The organism is Lysinibacillus sp. NPDC093712 (assembly GCF_050280025.1).
Classification (GTDB): Bacteria; Bacillota; Bacilli; order Bacillales_A; family Planococcaceae; genus Lysinibacillus.
This window is the reverse complement of the sequence record NZ_JBNNUU010000005.1, coordinates 173,481-194,429: the sequence shown is the minus strand read 5'-3', so window position 1 is coordinate 194,429 and position 20,949 is coordinate 173,481. Positions and strand designations below refer to the sequence as shown.

At 36.4% G+C, this 20,949-nt stretch carries 18 protein-coding genes; 17 read left to right on the top strand and 1 reads right to left on the bottom strand.

The features are described 5' to 3' along the window. Nucleotides 1-44: 44 nt before the first annotated feature. The 8 genes from ACQKNX_RS18870 (at nucleotide 45) to ACQKNX_RS18835 (ending at nucleotide 9,397) form a co-directional block, all read left to right on the top strand. Nucleotides 45-977, top strand: a complete 933-nt coding sequence (locus ACQKNX_RS18870) for a hypothetical protein (RefSeq protein ID WP_427430179.1) — start codon at nucleotides 45-47, stop codon at nucleotides 975-977. After that, nucleotides 974-2,257, top strand: a complete 1,284-nt coding sequence (locus ACQKNX_RS18865; RefSeq protein ID WP_427430178.1) for a hypothetical protein — start codon at nucleotides 974-976, stop codon at nucleotides 2,255-2,257. The genes ACQKNX_RS18870 and ACQKNX_RS18865 overlap by 4 nt, the downstream gene beginning before the upstream one ends. After that, nucleotides 2,250-2,942 carry an ABC transporter ATP-binding protein gene (locus tag ACQKNX_RS18860; protein WP_427430177.1) on the top strand — a complete coding sequence of 231 codons (693 nt, stop codon included), beginning with the start codon at nucleotides 2,250-2,252 and terminating at the stop codon, nucleotides 2,940-2,942. Before ACQKNX_RS18865 ends, ACQKNX_RS18860 begins: the two co-directional genes overlap by 8 nt. A gap of 231 nt (nucleotides 2,943-3,173) precedes the next feature. Next, nucleotides 3,174-4,115, top strand: coding sequence for a YybS family protein (locus ACQKNX_RS18855; RefSeq protein ID WP_427430176.1), 942 nt, complete (start codon nucleotides 3,174-3,176; stop codon nucleotides 4,113-4,115). Between the two features lie 12 nt (nucleotides 4,116-4,127). Continuing rightward, on the top strand, nucleotides 4,128-6,101 hold the full coding sequence (locus tag ACQKNX_RS18850) for a DHH family phosphoesterase (protein ID WP_427430175.1): 1,974 nt from the start codon (nucleotides 4,128-4,130) through the stop codon (nucleotides 6,099-6,101). After that, entirely contained in the window at nucleotides 6,098-6,544 is a 447-nt protein-coding gene (gene rplI, locus ACQKNX_RS18845) for a 50S ribosomal protein L9 (RefSeq protein ID WP_340821548.1), read from the top strand. The genes ACQKNX_RS18850 and rplI overlap by 4 nt, the downstream gene beginning before the upstream one ends. Nucleotides 6,545-6,557: 13 nt before the next feature. Then, nucleotides 6,558-7,919 carry a replicative DNA helicase gene (gene dnaB, locus ACQKNX_RS18840; RefSeq protein ID WP_427430174.1) on the top strand — a complete coding sequence of 454 codons (1,362 nt, stop codon included), beginning with the start codon at nucleotides 6,558-6,560 and terminating at the stop codon, nucleotides 7,917-7,919. A 188-nt stretch (nucleotides 7,920-8,107) separates the two neighbouring features. Beyond that, nucleotides 8,108-9,397 (top strand): adenylosuccinate synthase, encoded by a 1,290-nt coding sequence (locus ACQKNX_RS18835; RefSeq protein ID WP_427430173.1) that lies wholly within the window; start codon nucleotides 8,108-8,110, stop codon nucleotides 9,395-9,397. 327 nt (nucleotides 9,398-9,724) lie between these two features. On the opposite strand, the gene ACQKNX_RS18830 is transcribed toward ACQKNX_RS18835, so the two are convergent. Then, nucleotides 9,725-10,537 (bottom strand): YitT family protein, encoded by an 813-nt coding sequence (locus ACQKNX_RS18830; protein ID WP_340826390.1) that lies wholly within the window; start codon nucleotides 10,535-10,537, stop codon nucleotides 9,725-9,727. A gap of 403 nt (nucleotides 10,538-10,940) precedes the next feature. Between ACQKNX_RS18830 and ACQKNX_RS18825 the strand changes: the two genes are divergently transcribed. The 9 genes from ACQKNX_RS18825 to rlmH all read left to right on the top strand — a co-directional run bounded on the left by ACQKNX_RS18825 (nucleotide 10,941) and on the right by rlmH (nucleotide 20,852). Next, nucleotides 10,941-12,404 carry a peptidoglycan DD-metalloendopeptidase family protein gene (locus tag ACQKNX_RS18825; RefSeq protein WP_427430172.1) on the top strand — a complete coding sequence of 488 codons (1,464 nt, stop codon included), beginning with the start codon at nucleotides 10,941-10,943 and terminating at the stop codon, nucleotides 12,402-12,404. Nucleotides 12,405-12,792: 388 nt separating this feature from the next. After that, nucleotides 12,793-13,506, top strand: coding sequence for a response regulator YycF (yycF, locus tag ACQKNX_RS18820; protein WP_173479152.1), 714 nt, complete (start codon nucleotides 12,793-12,795; stop codon nucleotides 13,504-13,506). A gap of 5 nt (nucleotides 13,507-13,511) precedes the next feature. After that, nucleotides 13,512-15,377 (top strand): cell wall metabolism sensor histidine kinase WalK, encoded by a 1,866-nt coding sequence (walK, locus tag ACQKNX_RS18815; protein ID WP_427430171.1) that lies wholly within the window; start codon nucleotides 13,512-13,514, stop codon nucleotides 15,375-15,377. Further along, nucleotides 15,374-16,690, top strand: a complete 1,317-nt coding sequence (locus tag ACQKNX_RS18810) for a YycH family regulatory protein (protein WP_427430170.1) — start codon at nucleotides 15,374-15,376, stop codon at nucleotides 16,688-16,690. Before walK ends, ACQKNX_RS18810 begins: the two co-directional genes overlap by 4 nt. Then, nucleotides 16,677-17,498, top strand: a complete 822-nt coding sequence (locus tag ACQKNX_RS18805) for a two-component system regulatory protein YycI (protein ID WP_427430169.1) — start codon at nucleotides 16,677-16,679, stop codon at nucleotides 17,496-17,498. Before ACQKNX_RS18810 ends, ACQKNX_RS18805 begins: the two co-directional genes overlap by 14 nt. 2 nt (nucleotides 17,499-17,500) lie before the next feature. After that, nucleotides 17,501-18,289 (top strand): MBL fold metallo-hydrolase, encoded by a 789-nt coding sequence (locus tag ACQKNX_RS18800; protein ID WP_427430168.1) that lies wholly within the window; start codon nucleotides 17,501-17,503, stop codon nucleotides 18,287-18,289. A 245-nt stretch (nucleotides 18,290-18,534) separates the two neighbouring features. After that, nucleotides 18,535-19,845: a S1C family serine protease gene (locus ACQKNX_RS18795; RefSeq protein ID WP_427430167.1), complete on the top strand. Its 1,311-nt coding sequence runs from the start codon at nucleotides 18,535-18,537 to the stop codon at nucleotides 19,843-19,845. A 272-nt stretch (nucleotides 19,846-20,117) separates the two neighbouring features. Beyond that, entirely contained in the window at nucleotides 20,118-20,282 is a 165-nt protein-coding gene (locus tag ACQKNX_RS18790) for a CxxH/CxxC protein (protein ID WP_427430166.1), read from the top strand. A 90-nt stretch (nucleotides 20,283-20,372) separates the two neighbouring features. Beyond that, on the top strand, nucleotides 20,373-20,852 hold the full coding sequence (gene rlmH / locus ACQKNX_RS18785; protein WP_427430165.1) for a 23S rRNA (pseudouridine(1915)-N(3))-methyltransferase RlmH: 480 nt from the start codon (nucleotides 20,373-20,375) through the stop codon (nucleotides 20,850-20,852). Nucleotides 20,853-20,949: the final 97 nt, after the last annotated feature.

The window sequence follows — 20,949 nt, the reverse complement described above, 5'->3', positions numbered from 1 at the left end:
ATAATCAATTGATTATCTCTTTCTTGCAATAAAGGTATAACGTGATGAAAAAATATTTAGTATCCAGCAAATTTGTGCTACTAACTTCACTATTGTTTGCTAGCGCCGCTGCCTTGCTTTATAGTATGGACTCTGTTAGCTATACCAATATGATTAACAATGGCTATATCAATAAAAATGCTGTTGAATTCATTATCAATACTGAAGACTCTTCTCTAGATATCGACTTAGAAGAGCCCTATTTGTTAATGCAATATAAACTAGACGATCCGAAATTAAAATATATCTATATTAACAAATTGGTAAAGTTGCCACCTATAAACTATAACAAACAACCACTAGCAACAGACTATATCATTACAGGTACCGTTTTTCCAGAAGGTTCACTTTCAAAAAATTTGAAAAGCCTCATTATTGGCCAATTTGACACACCTGGCTCTTATTTGAATAGGGAGGCTTGGTATATATCAGAGTCTCAACAAATCAACTTGCAAAATGGAACAAAGTTTATTCTCAATGTGGAAAGTGGAAATCCACATAAATTGATGCAAAAAATGTTTCCTAATACGAGTTATCAGCTACTTGAAACTGAGGATAGAGGAACTGCCATATTGAAGTCAAATGTTCTTTTAAAAGGGTTCTTACTAATTTCTTTACTGTTTGTCATTATTGCTCAAGCTGTTACAGTCCATTATTCAATTCAAAGGAAAAAATCAATTGTTCAAATATTGTATTTAGCAGGCGGGAAATGGCAAATCATATTTGTTAAAGTTTTTAAATCAGAATTAATGGCGCTATTCGTGATAATGTTATTGGAATCTATATTATTAATAGCGGTTAACCACTTCACTCCGATTTGGGGGAATCATTGGTACTACGTATCGGTTTTCTATATGTTCATAACATTTATAGGATATTTTTTCGCCTGTCTACTTGTAACAAAGTCCTTGATTAAAAAAGGAGTAAGATCGTTTTGAATACAACTAGACTTTTATTGAAAAATAAAAAATTGTTTACGTTGTTAACTGTGCTACTTTCATTTATATTTTCTCTCGTTTTATTTGTTCTGTTAGTAAATATAAATATTTCCAAAATAGAAATACGTTCAGCAAGTAAATTTCATAACTACAACATCTATCAGATTTCGGATGATTTAATAGGTGAAAGAGAAATTGAATTTTTCAAAGATGTAAAAAACTACGATATACTCAATGATTTTAATAATGGGGTATTTAAAAATAGTAAAGTGGTCTTTTATAATGCCGTATCGCAGCCAATAGGCCTAAAACAATACCCCCCTGATGAGAAGTTCTCCGCCTATTATGAAAGTGGCTTTAATAATATATACGAGCACGAAGGTGCGTTTTATCAAATCACTAAATCGATGCAAGTGACTAAATCTGTATTTGATTATAATATCGTTGAACTGATGGAAGGACAGCCATTTGAGGATTCCGCTTATGTCTATGTAGCAGGAAGAAAGGAAATACCTGTAATTCTCGGCTCTGAATATCGTCCATACTATAAGTTGCATGACCAATTAGAGATTCATTATTATTTTGAAAAATTTATTGGGCGAGTAGTAGGCTTTGCAAAGGAAAATTCATTTATTTTCACTAATAATGAACCGCAGCAAGTACTCAATCGTTATATTTTATTACCTTCCATGTCGCTTTCTGAACAGCCTTCTGAATTGTTACGAAAAACGGAGGTAGATGAAGTATTCTTTAGGGCACTTCTTTTAAGTAAAATGGGTGGTTATTTAATGACCAACTTAAACGCGCTTGAAGTAAGAAAGGAAATTGGAAAGATAGAAAAAGCGACGAATTTTACTGATTATCAAATTATTGGCGCGAATTCGCTATCAGTTGATCTCTTATATAAAATGATTGATACCAATCAAACACTTATTTTTACAATATCGGGCGTTGTATTTATTTTTATTTTGTGTGCTTTCTATTTGTTCGTGAAAAGCTTTATAAAAAGACAATTCGATACGTATTTAGTGTTCATTATGAGTGGTGTTACAAATCATAAAATCAAAAAAAATATCCAACTTGAATTTTCAATCCTCAATGGCATGAGTATAGGATTAGCATTGTTGTGCACCGTTCTATTTATGCAAGACATTTCGATTACATCTATTTTAATAATTGCCGGGTTCATAGTTTGGTTGTTATTCAATGTCGTTGTTTACATGTTAGTGAATAACTTATTAGCAACAACGAATGTCATTGAAAAGTTAAAGGGTGATTAAAATTATAAACTTTATCTCATTAGTTAACATAGTAAAAGCGTATAAAGAAAAAACGGTATTAAACAACATTCATTTAGAAGTTGCCGACAATCAATTCATCTCAATAAAAGGACCAAGTGGTGTCGGTAAAAGCACACTTCTAAATATATTGGCTGGACTTGAAAAAGCAGATAGTGGTATGTATGTTATGGATAGTATAGAAATGCATGAGCAAAATCTTAACGAACTTTCGAATATAAGAGGCAGTCAAATCGGATACATTTCACAATATAATCCAATGATTCGTAACTTGACAGTTCGGGAAAATATAGTAGCACCATTATTATTAGGTAAATATGATAAAAAGCAAACCATGGCGTATAGCGATGAGCTGAGTGCCTATTTAAAAATTAATCATTTACTTAATAAGAAAATTGAAAAGTTATCTGGCGGAGAAAGACAACGGGTAGGGGTCATCCGAGCATTAATTAAAAAGCCTAAATTGTTAATAGCAGATGAGCCTACTGGATCATTGGATGACGATACGACGATGTTAGTGTTAAACCTTTTTAAAAGGCTATGTGAAAATGAAACGACTATCATCATGGCTACTCATAGTCACTTAAGCTCTCAGTTTGCTGATAAAGAGTATGTTATGAGTTCAGAGGGTATTTTTTTAATTTCCCAAACTGTGCCGCGAGTATAATGAGTTCGGTAGTGAACCGGACTCATTTTTAATTTTGCCTTTATCTATGTTCTTTTTACTGTTCAAAACCGTAATATATGATACGATTTATCTTTTTTTATTAAGAAACTTTACGTTTGACATCAATTTATCATAAAGCATACAGACGTTCTTAGCGTTTTTTGTTCAATAAGGTGAAAAAATGGTACAATAAAGTTTAGTAAGTTTGACTGACAAAAAGGAAGGTTTTCAATGCCGAATAATCAAACAAAGGCGCTTGTACAAGGCTCGATGATGGTTGCAATTTTTACAATCTTAATGATTGCTTCAGCGTATGTACCAATCATTTCTATGGTAGCCTTATTATTTACTCCATTACCGATTGCTTGGTATAGCGCAAGTTACAAGCGTTCTTCATCAATACTCGTTGCAGTTGTTGGCTGTATTTTAACAGTTTTAACGAGTGGACTATTTATGCTGCCATTTGCCTTTATTATGGCGTTGCTTGGAGTAGTCATAGGTAATGGGATTCAATTGAAGAAGAGCAAACTTTATTTACTCATGTCATCAGGTATCGCGGTACTTTTATCGTCAGCACTTGTGTATTTAGCATATGTGCAATTAGCGGGAATTAACGTGATTGAAATGAGTTTAGATCTTGCTCGGGACAGTTATGAGCAATCCAATGAGCTTGCTAAAAGTGTAACGGGTCAAGTTGCAATTCAACCTGAACAAATGGAGGTTCTACTTAAAACTATTGAGCTAACAATACCTTCGACAGTAACAATCTTAGCATTTTCAATAGCTTTTATTGTCATTACACTGAATTTACCAATTTTAAGACGATTAGGTTTAAATGTTCCTAAATTCTCACCGTTTGAAAATATGCGATTACCACGCTCTGTGTTATGGTACTACATGATTATATTGTGTATTAATCTATTTATACGTCCAGAAGCAGGCTCTATGCTAGATGTTATCGTATTAAATGTGTCTTATATATTGTGGCTTTTATTAATCCTTCAAGGGATATCATTTATACATTATTTCATTACGGCTAAAGCAATGCCGAGTGTTGTAAAATGGATAGCTACCATTTTAGCCATTCCACTAGCATCATTCATTATTTTACTCGGTATTATCGATTTAGGTTTCGACGTGCGTTCACTTGTGAAAGGGAAGACTAAGGAATAAGGGGCTGATGTAATGGGGACTTTTAGAAAACGACCGATCCGCTATCCGCTTTTTGTTCTTTCCATTTTTGGCATTGTGACGTTCATGCTTCTATGTATATGGAATATTGGGATTGGTATTGGCTATGGATTAGGTTTTGCTATATTAATGGCCTATACATGGAAAATTGAAAAAGCTACTTTTGAAGAGACTGAAAAGCATATTGAATCCATCTCCTTCCGTATGAAAAAGGTTGGAGAAGAGGCATTACTAGAAATGCCAATTGGGATTTTGTTGGTGAATGAGGAATATGAAATAGAATGGTCCAATCCATATATGCAAAATATTTTAGACAATGAGGCATTAGTGGGTGAGGGAATTGTTAATATATCCGACGACATCTATGTACTGATGAAGACCGAGGAGACAAAAGAAGCTACGATTACGCTTCGTGATCGGAAATATCGTGTCTTTTACAAAGAAGAAGAGCGGTTACTATATTTCTTCGATATTACTGAACAAATCGCTATTGAAAAGCAATATTTTGCAGATCGTACAGTCATTGCAATTTTATTTGTTGATAACTATGATGAAATTACGCAAGCAATGGACGATCAGCCGCGTAGCTTAACAAATACGATGGTAACATCTATTGTCAACGAATGGGCAGCGGAGCATGGTATTTTTGTAAAACGAATTTCATCGGACCGTTTTTTAGCGGTTTTAAATGAGTCCATTTTAACGGAACTAGAAAAGAAGAAATTTGCTATTTTAGATACAATCCGTGAAAAGACAGCACAAAAAAATCTTTCCTTAACGCTTAGTATTGGCGTTGGAGCAGGCTCTTCTTCATTAGTGGAACTTGGTGAGTTGGCCCAATCAAGCTTAGACCTTGTATTAGGTCGAGGTGGGGATCAGGTAGCCATCAAGCAGCCTACTGGAAAGCTTAAATTTTACGGTGGTAAAACCAACCCTGTAGAAAAACGTACTCGTGTAAGAGCGCGTGTTATCTCACATGCATTACGTGACTTAATACAAGACAGTGACCAAGTATTTGTAATGGGACATAAAAACCCTGATATGGACTCTATAGGGGCATCTGTCGGGGTCCGCAAAATGGCACAAATGAATGATGTAAAGGGCTATGTAGTTATTAATTTTGATGAATTAAACGGTAGCGTAACACGTTTAATGCATGAAATTGAAAGTAAATCCGACTTCTATGAGCATTTCTTAACGCCAGAAGAAGTTGCAGCGAAAATGACTGAAAAATCCTTACTGATTATTGTGGATACACATAAGCCTAATTTAGTAATCGATCCATACTTATTAAAGCTTGCGGAAAAGGTAGTAGTTATCGACCATCACCGTCGTAGCGAAGACTTTATTGAAAATCCGACACTCGTTTATATGGAGCCGTATGCTTCGTCCACAGCAGAGCTTGTAACTGAATTGCTAGAGTATCAACCAAAGCGAGCAAAAATTAATATGATAGAGGCGACAGCATTATTAGCGGGAATAATTGTTGATACAAAAAGTTTTACACTTCGTACAGGTGCACGTACTTTTGAGGCTGCATCCTATTTACGAACAAATGGTGCCGATACAGTATTAGTGCAGCGGTTATTAAAGGAAGACATCATTACGTATATCGAACGTTCAAGAATTGTGCAAACGGTAAAATTCGTGAAGCCTGGCATAGCAGTAGCTGTAGGTGAAGAATCGAAAATTTATGATTCCGTATTAATCGCACAAACGGCTGATATTTTACTTACGATGAAAGACGTTAACGCATCCTTCGTCATTGCGCATCGTGCTGACGGTAAAATCGGTATTAGTGCAAGGTCGCTAGGGGAAATAAATGTACAGCTTATCATGGAAAGGCTTGGCGGTGGCGGGCATTTAACTAATGCAGCTTGCCAAATAGAAGCACTTTCCATTGATGAAGTAAAAAAATATTTAGAAGAGGCCATATTTGAGGTTCTCGAAGGGAGTTCTGAATTATGAAAGTAGTATTTTTAAAAGATGTTAAAGGTAAAGGGAAAAAAGGGGAAATAAAAAATGTAGCAGATGGCTATGCACAAAACTTCCTAATTAAAAACGGCTATGCTGCAGAAGCGAATGCCCAAGCAATGAGTCAATTAGAAGGTCAAAAGAAATTAGAACAAAAAAATGCAGCAGCAGAATTAGCAGAAGCAAAAGCTTTAAAAGAAAAGCTAGAAGCATTAACAGTGGAGCTAAAAGCAAAATCAGGTGATGGTGGTCGCCTATTTGGTTCAGTTTCTACAAAACAAATTGCTGAAGCACTTCAAAAAGTACATGGCATTAAAATAGATAAACGTAAAATGACTTTACCTGAAGGAATCCGTGCACTAGGCTTTACAAATGTACCTGTAAAACTACATCACGAGGTATCAGCAACATTAAAAGTACAAGTAACGGAAGAATAAGGGGCGACTATCCATGAACGAACCGATGATAGACCGCGTTCCACCGCATAACCGGGAAGCGGAGCAATCGGTTATCGGTGCGATTTTTCTAGAACCACAGGCACTCATCACGGCATCAGAAATATTGCTAGCCGATGATTTTTACCAAAACGCACATAAGAAGATTTTTGAAACGATGCTGCGTTTAAGTGATCAAGGAAAAGCGATAGATGTTGTAACAGTTACTGAGGAATTATCAGCAAAAAAAGAGATTGAGGATGTTGGCGGGCTATCGTATTTACTAGAGCTCGCCAATGCTGTCCCTACGGCAGCAAACGTTGCTCACTATGCGAAAATCGTTGAGGAAAAAGCGCTCTTACGTCGTTTAATCCGTGTAGCTACAAAAATTGTAGAAGATGGCTACACACGTGAGGATGAGGTAGAGGCATTACTTGGCGAGGCAGAGAAGAAAATGATGGAGGTCGCCAACCGCAAAAATGCTGGCGACTTTAAACATGTAAAAGACGTTTTAGTAGAGACATTCGATAATATTGAACAGCTTCAATCACGTAAAGGTGATGTAACGGGTATTCCAACAGGATTCCGTGATTTAGACCATATTACAGCTGGCTTCCAACGCAATGACTTAATTATAGTCGCGGCACGACCTTCTGTAGGGAAAACAGCTTTTGCGCTAAATGTTGCACAGAGTGTTGCTGTACAAGCACGTGAAAATGTTGCCATCTTCTCATTAGAGATGGGTGCAGAGCAACTAATTATGCGTATGCTATGTGCGGAAGGAAATATTGATGCACAAGTTTTACGTACAGGTGCTTTAACAACCGAAGATTGGGGTAAACTAACGATGGCAATGGGAAGTTTATCGAATTCGGGTATTTTTATTGATGACACACCAGGTGTACGTATCAATGAAATTCGAGCAAAGTGTAGACGTTTAGCACAAGAGCATGGACTTGGAATGATTCTAATTGATTACTTACAGCTAATTCAAGGTAGTGGTAAGCCCGGTGAAAACCGTCAACAGGAAGTATCAGAAATCTCACGTTCGTTAAAACAATTAGCGCGTGAGCTAAAGGTACCTGTTATTGCATTATCACAGCTTTCACGTGGCGTGGAACAACGTCAGGATAAGCGACCAATGATGAGTGACTTACGTGAATCAGGAAGTATTGAGCAGGATGCCGATATTGTTGCCTTCTTATATCGTGATGATTATTACGATAAAGAGTCCGAGAGTAAAAATATGATTGAAATTATAATTGCTAAACAACGTAACGGTCCAACTGGAACAGTTACACTTGCTTTTAAAAAGGAATTCAATAAATTTATAAACGTGGATTGGTCACAAATGCCACCACCACCACCACGCGATTAGTAATATTTATCTAAAATAGAGATAATATTCATACCATTCCGTCATTAAACACGAACGTTAAATCATAGTAATTGATTTTATGTTCGTGTTTTTAACTGTTTTTTGTTGACGAGTCGTTTCTATCATTGTTACAATAATTTACGGCTTGATTAATGAGATACAATACGTATCTAACGGAGGTGCTGATTATGACATCAGTTGTAGTTGTAGGAACACAGTGGGGAGACGAAGGAAAAGGTAAAATTACAGATTTTCTTTCACAAAAGGCAGATGCAATCGCTCGCTTTGCAGGTGGCGATAATGCAGGACATACCATTAAAATTGATGGTGAAACATATAAACTTCATTTAATCCCATCAGGTATTTTCTACAAAGAAAAAACTTCTGTAATGGGAAATGGGATGGTTATTAATCCGAAGTCGCTTGTAACAGAGCTAAAAGGACTTCAAGAGCGAGGCATTAATACGGATAATCTTCGTATTTCAAATCGTGCCCATGTCATTTTGCCATATCATATTAAACAAGATATCGCAGATGAAGAAAGCCGTGGCGATAATAAAATCGGTACAACATGTAAAGGAATTGGTCCTTGCTATCAAGATAAAGTGGCACGTATCGGTATTCGCATGGCTGATTTATTAGATAAAGAAGTATTTGAAGAAAAACTACGTCATAATTTAGCAATTAAAAATAAATTGTTTGAGAAGTTTTATGAAGTTGAAGGTGTAACATTCGAAGAAATTTTCGAAGAATTTTATGGTTATGGACAAGAAATCGCAAAATATGTTGCCGATACTTCAAAAATTTTAAATGATGTATTAGATGAGGGTGGCAAAGTATTATTTGAAGGCGCACAAGGTATTTTACTTGATGTCGATCAAGGGACATATCCATTTGTTACTTCTTCAAACCCTGTTGCTGGCGGTGTAGCAATTGGTGCAGGTATTGGCCCATCTAAAGTATCAAGTGTTATTGGCGTATGTAAAGCCTATACTTCACGTGTAGGAGATGGCCCGTTCCCAACTGAATTATTTGATGATGTTGGTCAACAAATTCGTGAAGTTGGTCGCGAATACGGTACAACGACTGGACGCCCTCGTCGTGTAGGTTGGTTTGATACGGTTGTAGTTCGCCATTCACGTCGTGTTAGTGGTATTACACATCTATCTCTTAATTCAATTGATGTTTTATCTGGCTTAGAGACAGTGAAAATCTGTACAGCTTATAAATATAAAGATGAAACAATTACGGAGTACCCAGCGAATCTTCATATAATTGAACAATGTGAACCTATCTATGAAGAGCTTCCAGGCTGGTCAGAAGATATTACAGGCTGCCGTACATTAGAAGAGCTACCAGAGAACGCACGCCGTTACGTTGAACGTGTAAGTGAATTAACTGGCATTCAAATTGCTACTTTCTCTGTCGGCCCTGGTCGTGAACAAACAAATGTGTTAGTAGATATTTGGGAAGTATAAAAAAGAGGCAGGTACAAATTTTAAAAGAGGGACAAAGGTGTTCGTAATTCCCCACAATTTAAAATGTATGAAACCTTAGTTATACTTGCTATTGTAATAAATGAAAAATTAGAAGAGAGCACTAGTTGATGGTAGCGGAGGCGGTGACTCCTGCGGGAACAGCACAATACGTAAGACGTAACAGACGGCGCGACAGCGACGGTTGCGGCTTACGATGTGCCCGCGGAAAGCAACCGCCGTAGCGAACATCAACGGCAAAGCAAAAAGGTGTTAGATTGATTGTAATCAATCTAACACCTTTTTCTCTTTTGTCCGAGCTACTCTTTTTTAGTGAATGTCCTTCTTCTTGAAACGACCACCTTTTACTTCTGCAATATTCCCTATTGCAAGGAATGCATGGTCGTCAATTTCAGCGACAATCGATTTTAATTTTGATTCTTCTAATCGCGTAATGACTGTAAAAATAACTTTTTTGTCGTTCCCAGTATAGGCCCCTTCACCATGTAGAAAAGTAACCCCACGACCAAGCCGATCCATAATTGTTTGCCCAATTTCATCAATTTCATCGCTAATAATATAAACAGATTTTGATTCTTCCATCCCTTGTATCACAATATCTATCATTTTGTAGGCAATATAATAGGCCATGATAGAGTACATTGCCTGCTCCCACGTAAAAACAAAACCTGCAATTGTAAAAATAAGAAGGTTAAAGAACATAATAATTTCTCCGACCGAGAAGGGGGATTTTCGGTTAAATAAAATGGCTAAAATTTCAGTACCGTCTAAAGAACCACCATAACGTATAACGATACCAACACCAATGCCCAAAATAATACCACCAAATACTGTGGCGAGTAATGTGTCTGTTGTAAATGGCTGAAGATTATGTAAGAAGATTGTTGTTCCAGAGAGCACTGTAATGCCGAGCCCTGTAGAAAGTGCAAATGTTTTACCTATCTGTTTATATCCTAAAAAGATAAAAGGTAAGTTTAAAACGAAGATGAATATACCTAGGGGTAAGCTTAATAAATGTGAGGCGATAATGGAAACACCAACGATGCCACCATCCATAATATGGTTGGGTACTAAAAATAGCTCAAGTCCTACTGCCATAATGATAGCACCTATTGCAACCATAATCGTTCTGGTGGTAATTTTCCGCAATGTATTCTTTTTTTGTTGTTTTGCTTTCGCTACCTTCAATGAGGTCTGTGAATCACTCAATTCAATCGCTCCAATCAACTAGTCTCTTACTCTATTTTATCGAAATATTTAAAAACTAAAAAGTAATAAGTTCTAAATCTGTTTTGAAATAAAAAAATAAGGATAATATTTCTTAATTTTTTAAAAAAAGAGGAGTTGGAATTAGTGCTGTAAATGATAGGAATTATGTAACAATTAGTAGAGAAATAATACATTTTCATTACAAAAAGGATAAATTATTCAAACAACATTTTCTTTATGGTACATTATAGTGGTGCAAAATTCTTTGTGGGTAATTAAACCTATGTTAGGTTAAAGTTGGAAGGGGCTTTATTGAATGAGTTCGTCTTGGAATAAAAAAGAAGGAAGCAATCGATTCACCTACAATTTTTCTTCTTTTAAAAAAGTATCAATTATTGCAGTTTTAATGGCAAGTTTCGCAATAAACGTGGGCTTTACAAAAGAAAATAATCATAAAGAAGCATTAAATAAAATCTATCATGTCTATGTAGATAATGAATATATGGGTGCTGTATCTGATGACAAAGCTGTTCATGAAATTATTGTTTCAAAAGAACAACAAGCAAGTAATCAGTACAAAGACTTATTAATTGATGCTAACTTAGCGGTGAAAATAATACCAGAGCAAGTATTTAGTAATGAAACAAAGGACGCAGAAACTTTAGCGAAGCTTGAGCAATCATTAGTAGCTCAATCGCCTGCCTTTGCATTATTAGTAGATAATAAGCCAATCGCCTATTTAAAAGATGCGGATGCCTACGAAGAAACAATTCGTATGTTAAAGCTACAATATGTTTCACAACAAGAGTTAGACTCGCTTGCTAACCAGCAATCTATAAATAATTTACCAGCTTTACAGTCTGGTGAATCACGCCTTTTAAATATTACGTTTAAACAAGGCATTTCTGGGGTAACACAAAAGGTAGCTCCAGATGCTGTTGTATCACCTGAAGAGGCAGTCAAGTATTTAATGACAGGCTCCCTTAAGCAAGAGGAATATCAAATTCAATCAGGTGATGTATTAGGAGCAGTTGCTAAAAAACATGACTTAACAACGGCTGAATTAATTGCATTAAATCCTGGTCTTACCGTTGATACAGTATTACAAATTGGACAAGCATTAAATGTTACAGTTGCAAAACCATTTGTAGCGATAGAAGTAAAACAAGAAAAGAAAATTACAGATACAATTCCATTTAAAAAAATAACTGAAGAAGATCCTACGATGTACAAAGGTGAAACAGTTGTAAAACAGCAAGGTGTTAATGGTAAAAAAGAAACTTCTTACTTAATCACTGCTGAAAATGGAACAAGAACGTCAAAAGTAGCTTTAGAAGAAAAAGTACTACAACAGCCAGTAGATCAAATTGAAGTTGTAGGAACAAAAGTTATCTCGTCTCGTGGAACGGGAGAGTTTTCTTGGCCAACAGTAGGGGGCTATATTTCAAGTGGAATGGGGCAACGTTGGGGTGCCAACCATCGTGGGATTGATATTGCTCGTCCTAGTAACTACAATATACTAGCTTCAGATAATGGTGTAGTTGTAGCAGCTGGTGTTTCTGGTAGCTATGGTAATCGCATTGTTATTAATCATAAAAATGGCTATACGACGCTTTATGGACATTTATCTTCTATAAAAGTTAGCGTTGGACAAGTAGTTGAAAAAGGTTCGGTTATTGGGATTATGGGTTCTACAGGAAATTCAACAGGTACACATTTACACTTTGAAGTTGAGAAAAATGGAGAGCTTGTCAATCCATTATCATATGTAGGTCAGTAATTAAATTGCTTCTGCAAACATCCTTTACTTCTATAAGTAGAGGATGCCAGAGATGCATTGAATTCAGAAGGGATTCAACCCCAAGCTGTATCAAGTTAAAGGCCCTAGCGGATGTCACAGATTTTTATGAGGAGCTTTTTAAGTAGCTCAAATCTGGATACAAATACGCTGAGGCGTAATTGATCTTTTGTAAATGGCAGTCCAAATAGTGGGCTGCCTTTTTGTATAGTAAGCATAAAAGTTAAGTTATTTCCCGAGAAATAATTGTCGAAATAGGGAAACTGGACATGAATAATGCATGGAAGCTAAAAGCATGTTAGAGTTAAGAGTAGTAACTTTACAAATACACATTGTTTAGAATAGATGAATAGCGAAAGGGAGAGAATGTATGAGCAAAACAATTTTAGTTGTTGACGATGAGAAACCAATCGCAGATATTTTACAGTTTAATTTAATTAAAGAGGGCTACAAAGTAATTTGTGCTTATGATGGAGATGAAGCATTAGAAAAGGTTGAGGAAGAGCAACCAGATTTAATGCTATTAGATATAATGCTACCAAAAAGAGATGGTATGGAAGTTTGTAGAGAAATTCGAAAAAAATATGATTTCCCTATTATTATGCTAACAGCTAAAGGTTCAGAGATTGATAAGGTGTTAGGCTTAGAAATGGGCGCAGATGATTATGTAACGAAGCCATTTAGTACGCGTGAACTTATTGCACGTGTAAAGGCTAATATGCGCCGCCTTCAAGTAGTGGCTCCTGCAGCTGAGGAAGAAGAAGAAGCATCAAATGAAATTGTAGTAGGATCTCTTGTTATTCAGCCTGACGCTTATCAGGTGATGAAGCGTGATGAAGCAATTGAGCTGACACATCGTGAGTTTGAATTGCTACATTATTTAGGTAAACATATTGGTCAAGTGATGACTCGTGAGCATCTTTTACAAACAGTATGGGGCTACGATTATTTCGGTGACGTACGTACAGTCGATGTAACGATTCGTCGACTTCGTGAAAAAATAGAGGATAATCCAAGTCACCCAGCGTGGATTGTCACTCGACGTGGCGTAGGGTATTATTTACGAAATCCTGAACAGGAGTAAAGGAAATGCAGAAAGTAAGCTTCTTTAAATCAATTCATGTCAAGCTTGTACTAATTTATATTTTGTTGATCTTGTTAGCATTACAAATTATAGGCATATATTTCGCAAAGCAATTAGAGGAAAATTTGAAAAGTAATTTTCAAGAGTCTATTTTTCAACGTGTAGATTTGATGCAATATAGCATTCGTGAAGAAATTTTGAAAGAACGCGATGAAAGTATGCCTTCAATTGAGGAAAGTCTGAAATCCATCGTAAAGGAATTTTCAACAGGATTGAAGGATGTCTCGACAGGTGATATTTTAGAAATTCGCGTAATTGATAATAGACAGCGTATACTTGCAACTTCAGAAGAAGATAATCAAAGTTTAATTGGACAGCGTTCAAATACAGACCTTGTCCGTCGAGCAATATCAGCAGAAACATTATTTGATATTATAAAACTCGATAATAAAACAAGAAATCGAGTATGGGTGTTAGCAACGCCAATCCGTGATGGGGCTGGCCCTGATGATGAAATTATCGGGGTACTTTATATTGAAGCAAATATTGAATCTGTATTTGAACAGATGAATGATATTAACCGTATTTTCCTAGGTGGTACTGCTGTATCGTTAGTGGTCACTATTTTCTTAGGCATTTTAGTAGCACGTACTATTACGCAACCTATTGCTGATATGCGTAAACAAGCACAAGCAATGGCAAAAGGGAACTTTTCACGCAAAGTACGGGTTTATGGAACAGATGAGATTGGGCAGCTGGCCACAACCTTTAACCATCTAACCAATCGATTGCAAGAGTCTCAATCGACTACAGAGGCGGAACGGCGTAAACTCGATTCCGTTCTTAGTAATATGACCGATGGCGTAATTGCAACTGATCGCAAAGGACGTATTATCCTTATTAATGATCCAGCGTTAGAGTTATTGCATATTTCAAGAGATATTACGTTAGGACGTCCCATCGCATCCGTTTTGGGAATCGATCAGGAATACAGTTTCGAGGATTTAATCCATATGAATGATGCAATCAACTTGGATTTTAGCACAACAGAGGCGCCGTATATTTTACGTGCTAATTTTTCGGTCATTCAAAAAGAAACAGGGTTTATTAATGGTTTAATTACGGTCCTTCATGATATTACGGAGCAAGAAAAGATTGAAATGGAGCGTAGAGAATTTGTATCGAATGTATCACATGAGCTTCGTACACCATTAACAACGATGCATAGCTATTTGGAGGCATTAATGGATGGTGCATGGAAAGATGACAATATTGCACCAACATTTTTAAACGTTACCCAAACGGAGACCGAGCGTATGATTCGTTTAGTGAATGACCTACTTCAATTATCACGAATGGATAGTAGTAATTATAAATTGAATAAGGATATTGTGTTATTTAATTCATTCTTTAATCGAATTATCGATCGCTTTGAAATGTCTAAATCAGAAAATGTAACATTTAAACGATTACTTCCGGAGACATCGTATTACGTTGAGATTGATACGGATAAGGTGACGCAAGTAATTGATAATGTTATTTCGAATGCCATTAAATATTCTCCAGATGGCGGTAATGTACGTTTTGGTTTTACTGTACAAGGAAATATGCTCAAGGTAATGATTTCAGATGATGGAATGGGTATTCCAAAAGAAAATGTAGGTCGTATTTTTGATCGTTTTTATCGAGTTGATCGCGCGAGAGCACGTTCTATGGGTGGTACAGGCCTTGGATTAGCCATTGCACGGGAAATGATTGAAGCGCATGGTGGGAAGATTTGGGCTAAGAGTGAAGAGGGATATGGTACAACAGTCTTCTTTACACTACCATTTGAATTAGATGATTTTGATGAGGCAGGTGAGTGGGGATGAAATATATAGAACCGGTAAAATCCATTGTTTTATTTCTACTCGTCATGCTAAGTGTTGTGCTAACCTTCATTATTTGGACATATACCCCAGATTACAAAGTAATTGAGCAAACAGAAGGTAAAGAAATTTTAATTGGAACACAAAAGAAAGTGGAAGATGTTATTAAGCCGTATAAAGCCATTTATAGCAGTGACGATAAATTTACAGGTACAGTATCAAATAGCGCAATGAAAGATATGATGAATGCCTTCGATGGCTGGAACATTCTTGACCTAGTTCGAGTAAATAATAATATTTCACCAACCTATATTAATGAGATGATACGTGCTAATAATCGTATGACTGTATTCTTTGCTGGAGAAATTCCTTTCTCAGAGCTTAACTCAATTTTTAACTTTGATGAAAAAGAGTTACCAGAGACAACGTTCAATCGTATTATTATAGATTGGACGAATTACACAAATAAAGAAGTACAGATGTATTTCGTGAGTAGCTCTAACAAATCATTATTACGCTCACATGTAAGTATTACAAATGCCAATCAATTTGCCAAAGATATTATTGAACCGTCAAAACTGCACAGTGCGTATAAAGAAGTAGAGCGTGATGGCTATACTTCACTTTACGTTGCCAGCGATAAAATTGAATCTGTAAAATATACGTATTATATGAATGAACTATCACCAGCACTATTCAAAAATGTTTTATTCTCAGAGCCAAACGTCGTCCAGCGTAATGTTGAAAGTGCGACATTCGAAAAATATACAGATGGATTGTCTCTTATGACGGTCGATACTAGATTTAAATCATTAATTTATGTATATCCAGCCGCAGAAAGTAGTGAACGAGTAGAGCCATCAAAGCTCTTCAAGGATAGTTTTGAGTTTATCAATGAGCATGGTGGCTTCACAGCGGATTACCGATATGTATCAAGCAATCCGAGTAAAAATCAAATAGATTATCAGCTTTATTTACAAGGGTTCCCTGTCTATAGTGATCAAGCAACAACTCGTATTTCAACGGTATGGGGAGATAACCGCATTTTCCGTTATAAACGTCCTTATTTTTCTTTAGACATTTCGGAAAAAGAGATTAAAGAATTGCCATCTGGGGCGGAAATAGTTGAAAAAATCCATAAGCTAAACAATATTGTATTATCAGATATCGATGAAATTGCCGTTGGGTATTATTTAACACAAGATGAAAATCTAAAATTATTTACTTTAGAACCGAGCTGGTTTATTATCCGTAATGGTTCATGGATTTTACTGACACCTGAAATGCTAGGGGGTGTAAAAAATGGATTGGAATAGAACAAAATCCATTTTTATTGTCGTCTTTTTAATATTAAATATTTTCCTATACTCATTGTATGTGAACCGTTACAATGAGGCGCAAAGTGTTGAGGTAGCAGGTGAGAAAACGATTGATGCTCGTTTAAAAGAGGATAATATAACGTATGGTGTACTTCCGAATAGCGTTGAATCAGCTACGTATATTTCAGGCAAAGTCCATACTTTTACGGCTGCTGATTTTACCGATCCAAATCATCAAGCAAATATTACCGATCCAAAAGAGGCGCGGGTAATTTTACTAAGTCCTGTAAAATTGAGAAATGTCAATGATGATGCAAGCTTCACAGAGTTTGTGCAGGCAAATATTAAAGAAGGTGGTTCCTACGGATTATGGAAGGTCAACCGTGATGAACGTGTAGCTATCTTCTTTCAAAAAACAAATAATCGAATGCTCTATTACAATAAGAGTGGCCTGTTAAAAATACAGTGGAATGTGGACAATGAAGTAACCATTTATGAGCAAACGATGCTTGATAATATTGAGGAAGTAGAGCAACAAGAAAGTGCGCTTCCGCCGATTCAGGTTATTCAGGCGTTATATGCAAAGGGGCTTTTAAAGCCAGATTCACGTATTGAGCATATGCAGCTGGGCTATTCAACACTTGTTTATTTGACGCAGACACAAGTATTATTGCCAACATGGGAAGTACGAGTAAAATTATCAGACGGTGAAATTGAAGAGTATTTTGTCGATGCTGTGGAAGGTAAGATTATTGAAATACAAGAGGAAAAGCAAGAGGTTGAAGAAGAAGACTGGGGAGTTTGATCATGCGATTTAGTGTTTTAGCAAGTGGCAGTACAGGCAATTCGATTTATGTAGAGAACGATAATCATGCATTTATTGTCGATGCTGGCTTTAGTGGAAAAAAGATGGAGCAGCTCTTTGCAAAAATTGACCGCAATATGAAACAGCTAAGTGGCATTTTAGTTACTCACGAACATAGTGATCATATTAAAGGAATTGGCGTATTAGCACGTAAATATAATGTACCGATATATGCAAATGCAAAAACGTGGCAGGCAATGGATGGACTCGTAGGGGATATTCCTGTAGAGCAACGTTTTGAGTTTGAAATGGAGACGGTGAAGCATTTTGGCACACTAGCAATTGAATCCTTTGCCGTTTCCCACGATGCAGCAGATCCGATGTTTTATACATTTCATGAGAATGGTCGTAAACTTGTGATTATTACCGATACAGGCTATGTTAGCGACCGTATGAAGGGTATTATTCGCGGTGCAGATTCCTTTGTGTTCGAAAGTAATCATGATGTCAATATGCTACAAATGGGACGTTATCCTTGGTCCATAAAGCGTCGTATTTTGAGTGATGTAGGACATGTATCAAATGAAGATGCAGCTATTGCGATGAGCGAGGTTGTGTTTGAAAAGCCAACTAATATTTACTTATCACATTTAAGTAAAGATAATAATATGAAAGAGCTTGCGCGCATGAGCGTTTCACAAACGTTGCAATCTTGTGGGATTATTGCAGGTGAGTATGTTCGTTTATTAGATACGGATGCTGAGGAGCCGACAAAGCTAGTAACGGTTTAAAAATAGGACAAGAGTGATTATCGACTTGGCATAAAGGCTATGAGAGATCTTGCCTGTTTATCTGCATAATAAATAGAGTCTATATAGTTAAAAAAATAAGCTGTTCAATTGCATTTTATTATTAATGCATTGAACAGCTATTTTTTATACCCATTTTATTTATTTTTCATGTAATTTTAATGTTTGAATCGTATGATAAAGGCAAGAATTAATAGATAGAGCAGTCGCACGAAAGGATGAGGAACATGAGTTATTTTAATGAAGATGATAAAAACAGTGATTTTCTAAATAATGATGAAATCCAGAAATCACCTCTACAAGAGAGACTTGAACGTGAGGAAAAAGAAATGCAAGAGAAGCGTTCGAAAAAGAAAGGTGGAGGCAACGGAAGTGGTGGCGGTAAAGGGGGCTATTTCTTTAGTGGCTTAGTTGGTGTAATCATCGGTGCTTTACTCGTTTGGCTAATGCTTCCTGGACTTGTCAATCAAATGCCGGGGACAACAACAAGTAGTACTGGCAAAAATGATACAACCATCAACCAAGTAGCTACAGAAGTAAAGACCGACGTTATAAGTGCGGTTGATAAAGCATCAGGTGCTGTCGTAGGGATTACCAATATTCAAGAAGTCGCAAGCGGCGGTTTTTGGAATCAGCAAACGACACAAGATACAGAAACAGGAAGTGGCTCAGGTGTTATTTATAAGATAGAGGGCGATAAAGCCTTTATCGTAACAAATAACCACGTAATTGAAGGGGCAAAACAATTAGAAGTAACAATGCAAGATGGCTCAAAAGAAGAGGCACAATTAGTCGGTAGCGATGTATGGACAGACTTAGCAGTTATTTCAATCAGTTCGAAAAATGTTAAAACAGTTGCGACATTTGGTAACTCAGATGTACTAAAACAAGGCGAAACAGTCATTGCTATCGGCAATCCACTAGGATTAGAATTTTATGGCTCTGTTACAACAGGGGTTGTTTCAGGTAAAGATCGTTCTGTACCAGTTGATTTAAATGGCGACAAAGTAGCAGATTGGCAACAAGAAGTATTACAAACAGATGCAGCTATTAACCCTGGTAATAGTGGTGGTGCACTAGTGAACCTAGCTGGTGAATTAGTAGGCATTAACTCCATGAAAATTGCTGAATCATCTGTTGAAGGTTTAGGCTTCTCGATTCCAATTAACTCAGCAATACCAATTATTGAGGAACTAGAACGCAACGGAGAAATGAAACGTCCAACAATGGGTATTACATTAGTTGATTTAACAGACGTACCAGCATTCTATCAACAGCAAACATTAAAACTGCCTAAAGACATCACAACAGGCGTTGTCATTACAGATGTTATGGGCAACTCACCAGCTTCAAAAGCGGGCGTGCAACAATACGATATTATTGTTGAAATGGATGGAGAAAAAATCGAAACATCAATTGATTTACGTAAACACTTGTATAACGACAAAAAAATCGGAGATCAATTAACAATGAAAGTTTATCGCCAAGGTAAATTAGTTGAAGTAACATTAACATTAACAAATAGCGATTCATTGTAATGACAGTATCGGTAGTAGATGTATAATCTACTACCGATTTTTTTAAATAAATCAGGATAAAAAGTTCCCTAACGATAAGATATGGTTAGGAAATAACTTAAATACAGGTGTGGATAACTAGAAATTTGTGAATAACAACTTTACACAGCAAGTAGCGGCACAAAGCCTTCCTTCCCTACTCGCGATTCCTTTGTTACAATAGGTTGTGGATAACATAGACCGAATTGTGAATAAGTTTGTGGAAATTTCGGAAAATAAGGAGAGACTATAAAATGGAAAAATACAGCTGTGAAAAGCATATAGATCACGCTTTAGACATGTTCGTCGCGGAGCAAAAAGTATTCCCAATAATGGATAAAGTAGAAGAGGCGAAAAAGTTATCCACAAAATGTAGTTACTGTGAACAGCGAGCAGAATATATTGTATCAAGTAAATAACTTTACACAATATATAGAAAACGCTTGTGGATATGTTGATAACTTTTGTGGATAATTTGTTTGTAAATGAAATGTAAAGGTGGATAACGTGTGAATATAACAATTGTATCAGTCGGAAAACTAAAAGAAAAGTACTTAAAAATGGGGATCGACGAATACGTAAAACGCTTAGGTGGCTACGCAAAAATGGACGTAATTGAAGTACCTGATGAAAAAGCACCAGAGCAGCTAAGTGATGCAGAAATGGAAATTGTGAAGAAGAAAGAAGGCGAACGCATCCTTTCCAAACTTAGCCCAGATACATACGTTATCGCCCTTGCCATTAACGGCAAAATGAAATCTTCTGAAGAAATGGCATTAGATATCGAGTCTTTAATGACCTATGGGAAAAGTAAAATTGCCTTTGTTATAGGCGGTTCCCTCGGCCTGCACGACGATGTCCTCAAACGTGCTGACGAAAAACAATCATTTGGCAAGATGACATTGCCACACCAGTTGATGAAGCTCGTATTGATTGAACAAATTTACCGAAGCTTCAGGATTATGAAGGGTGAACCGTATCATAAATAGGTGCGTTTTTCTAAGTTTTACACATCCAAAAAGCAGCAATTATAGAGAAAAGAGAAGACTTGAAAAATATATATAATGTAAATGTTTTTAAAAATGT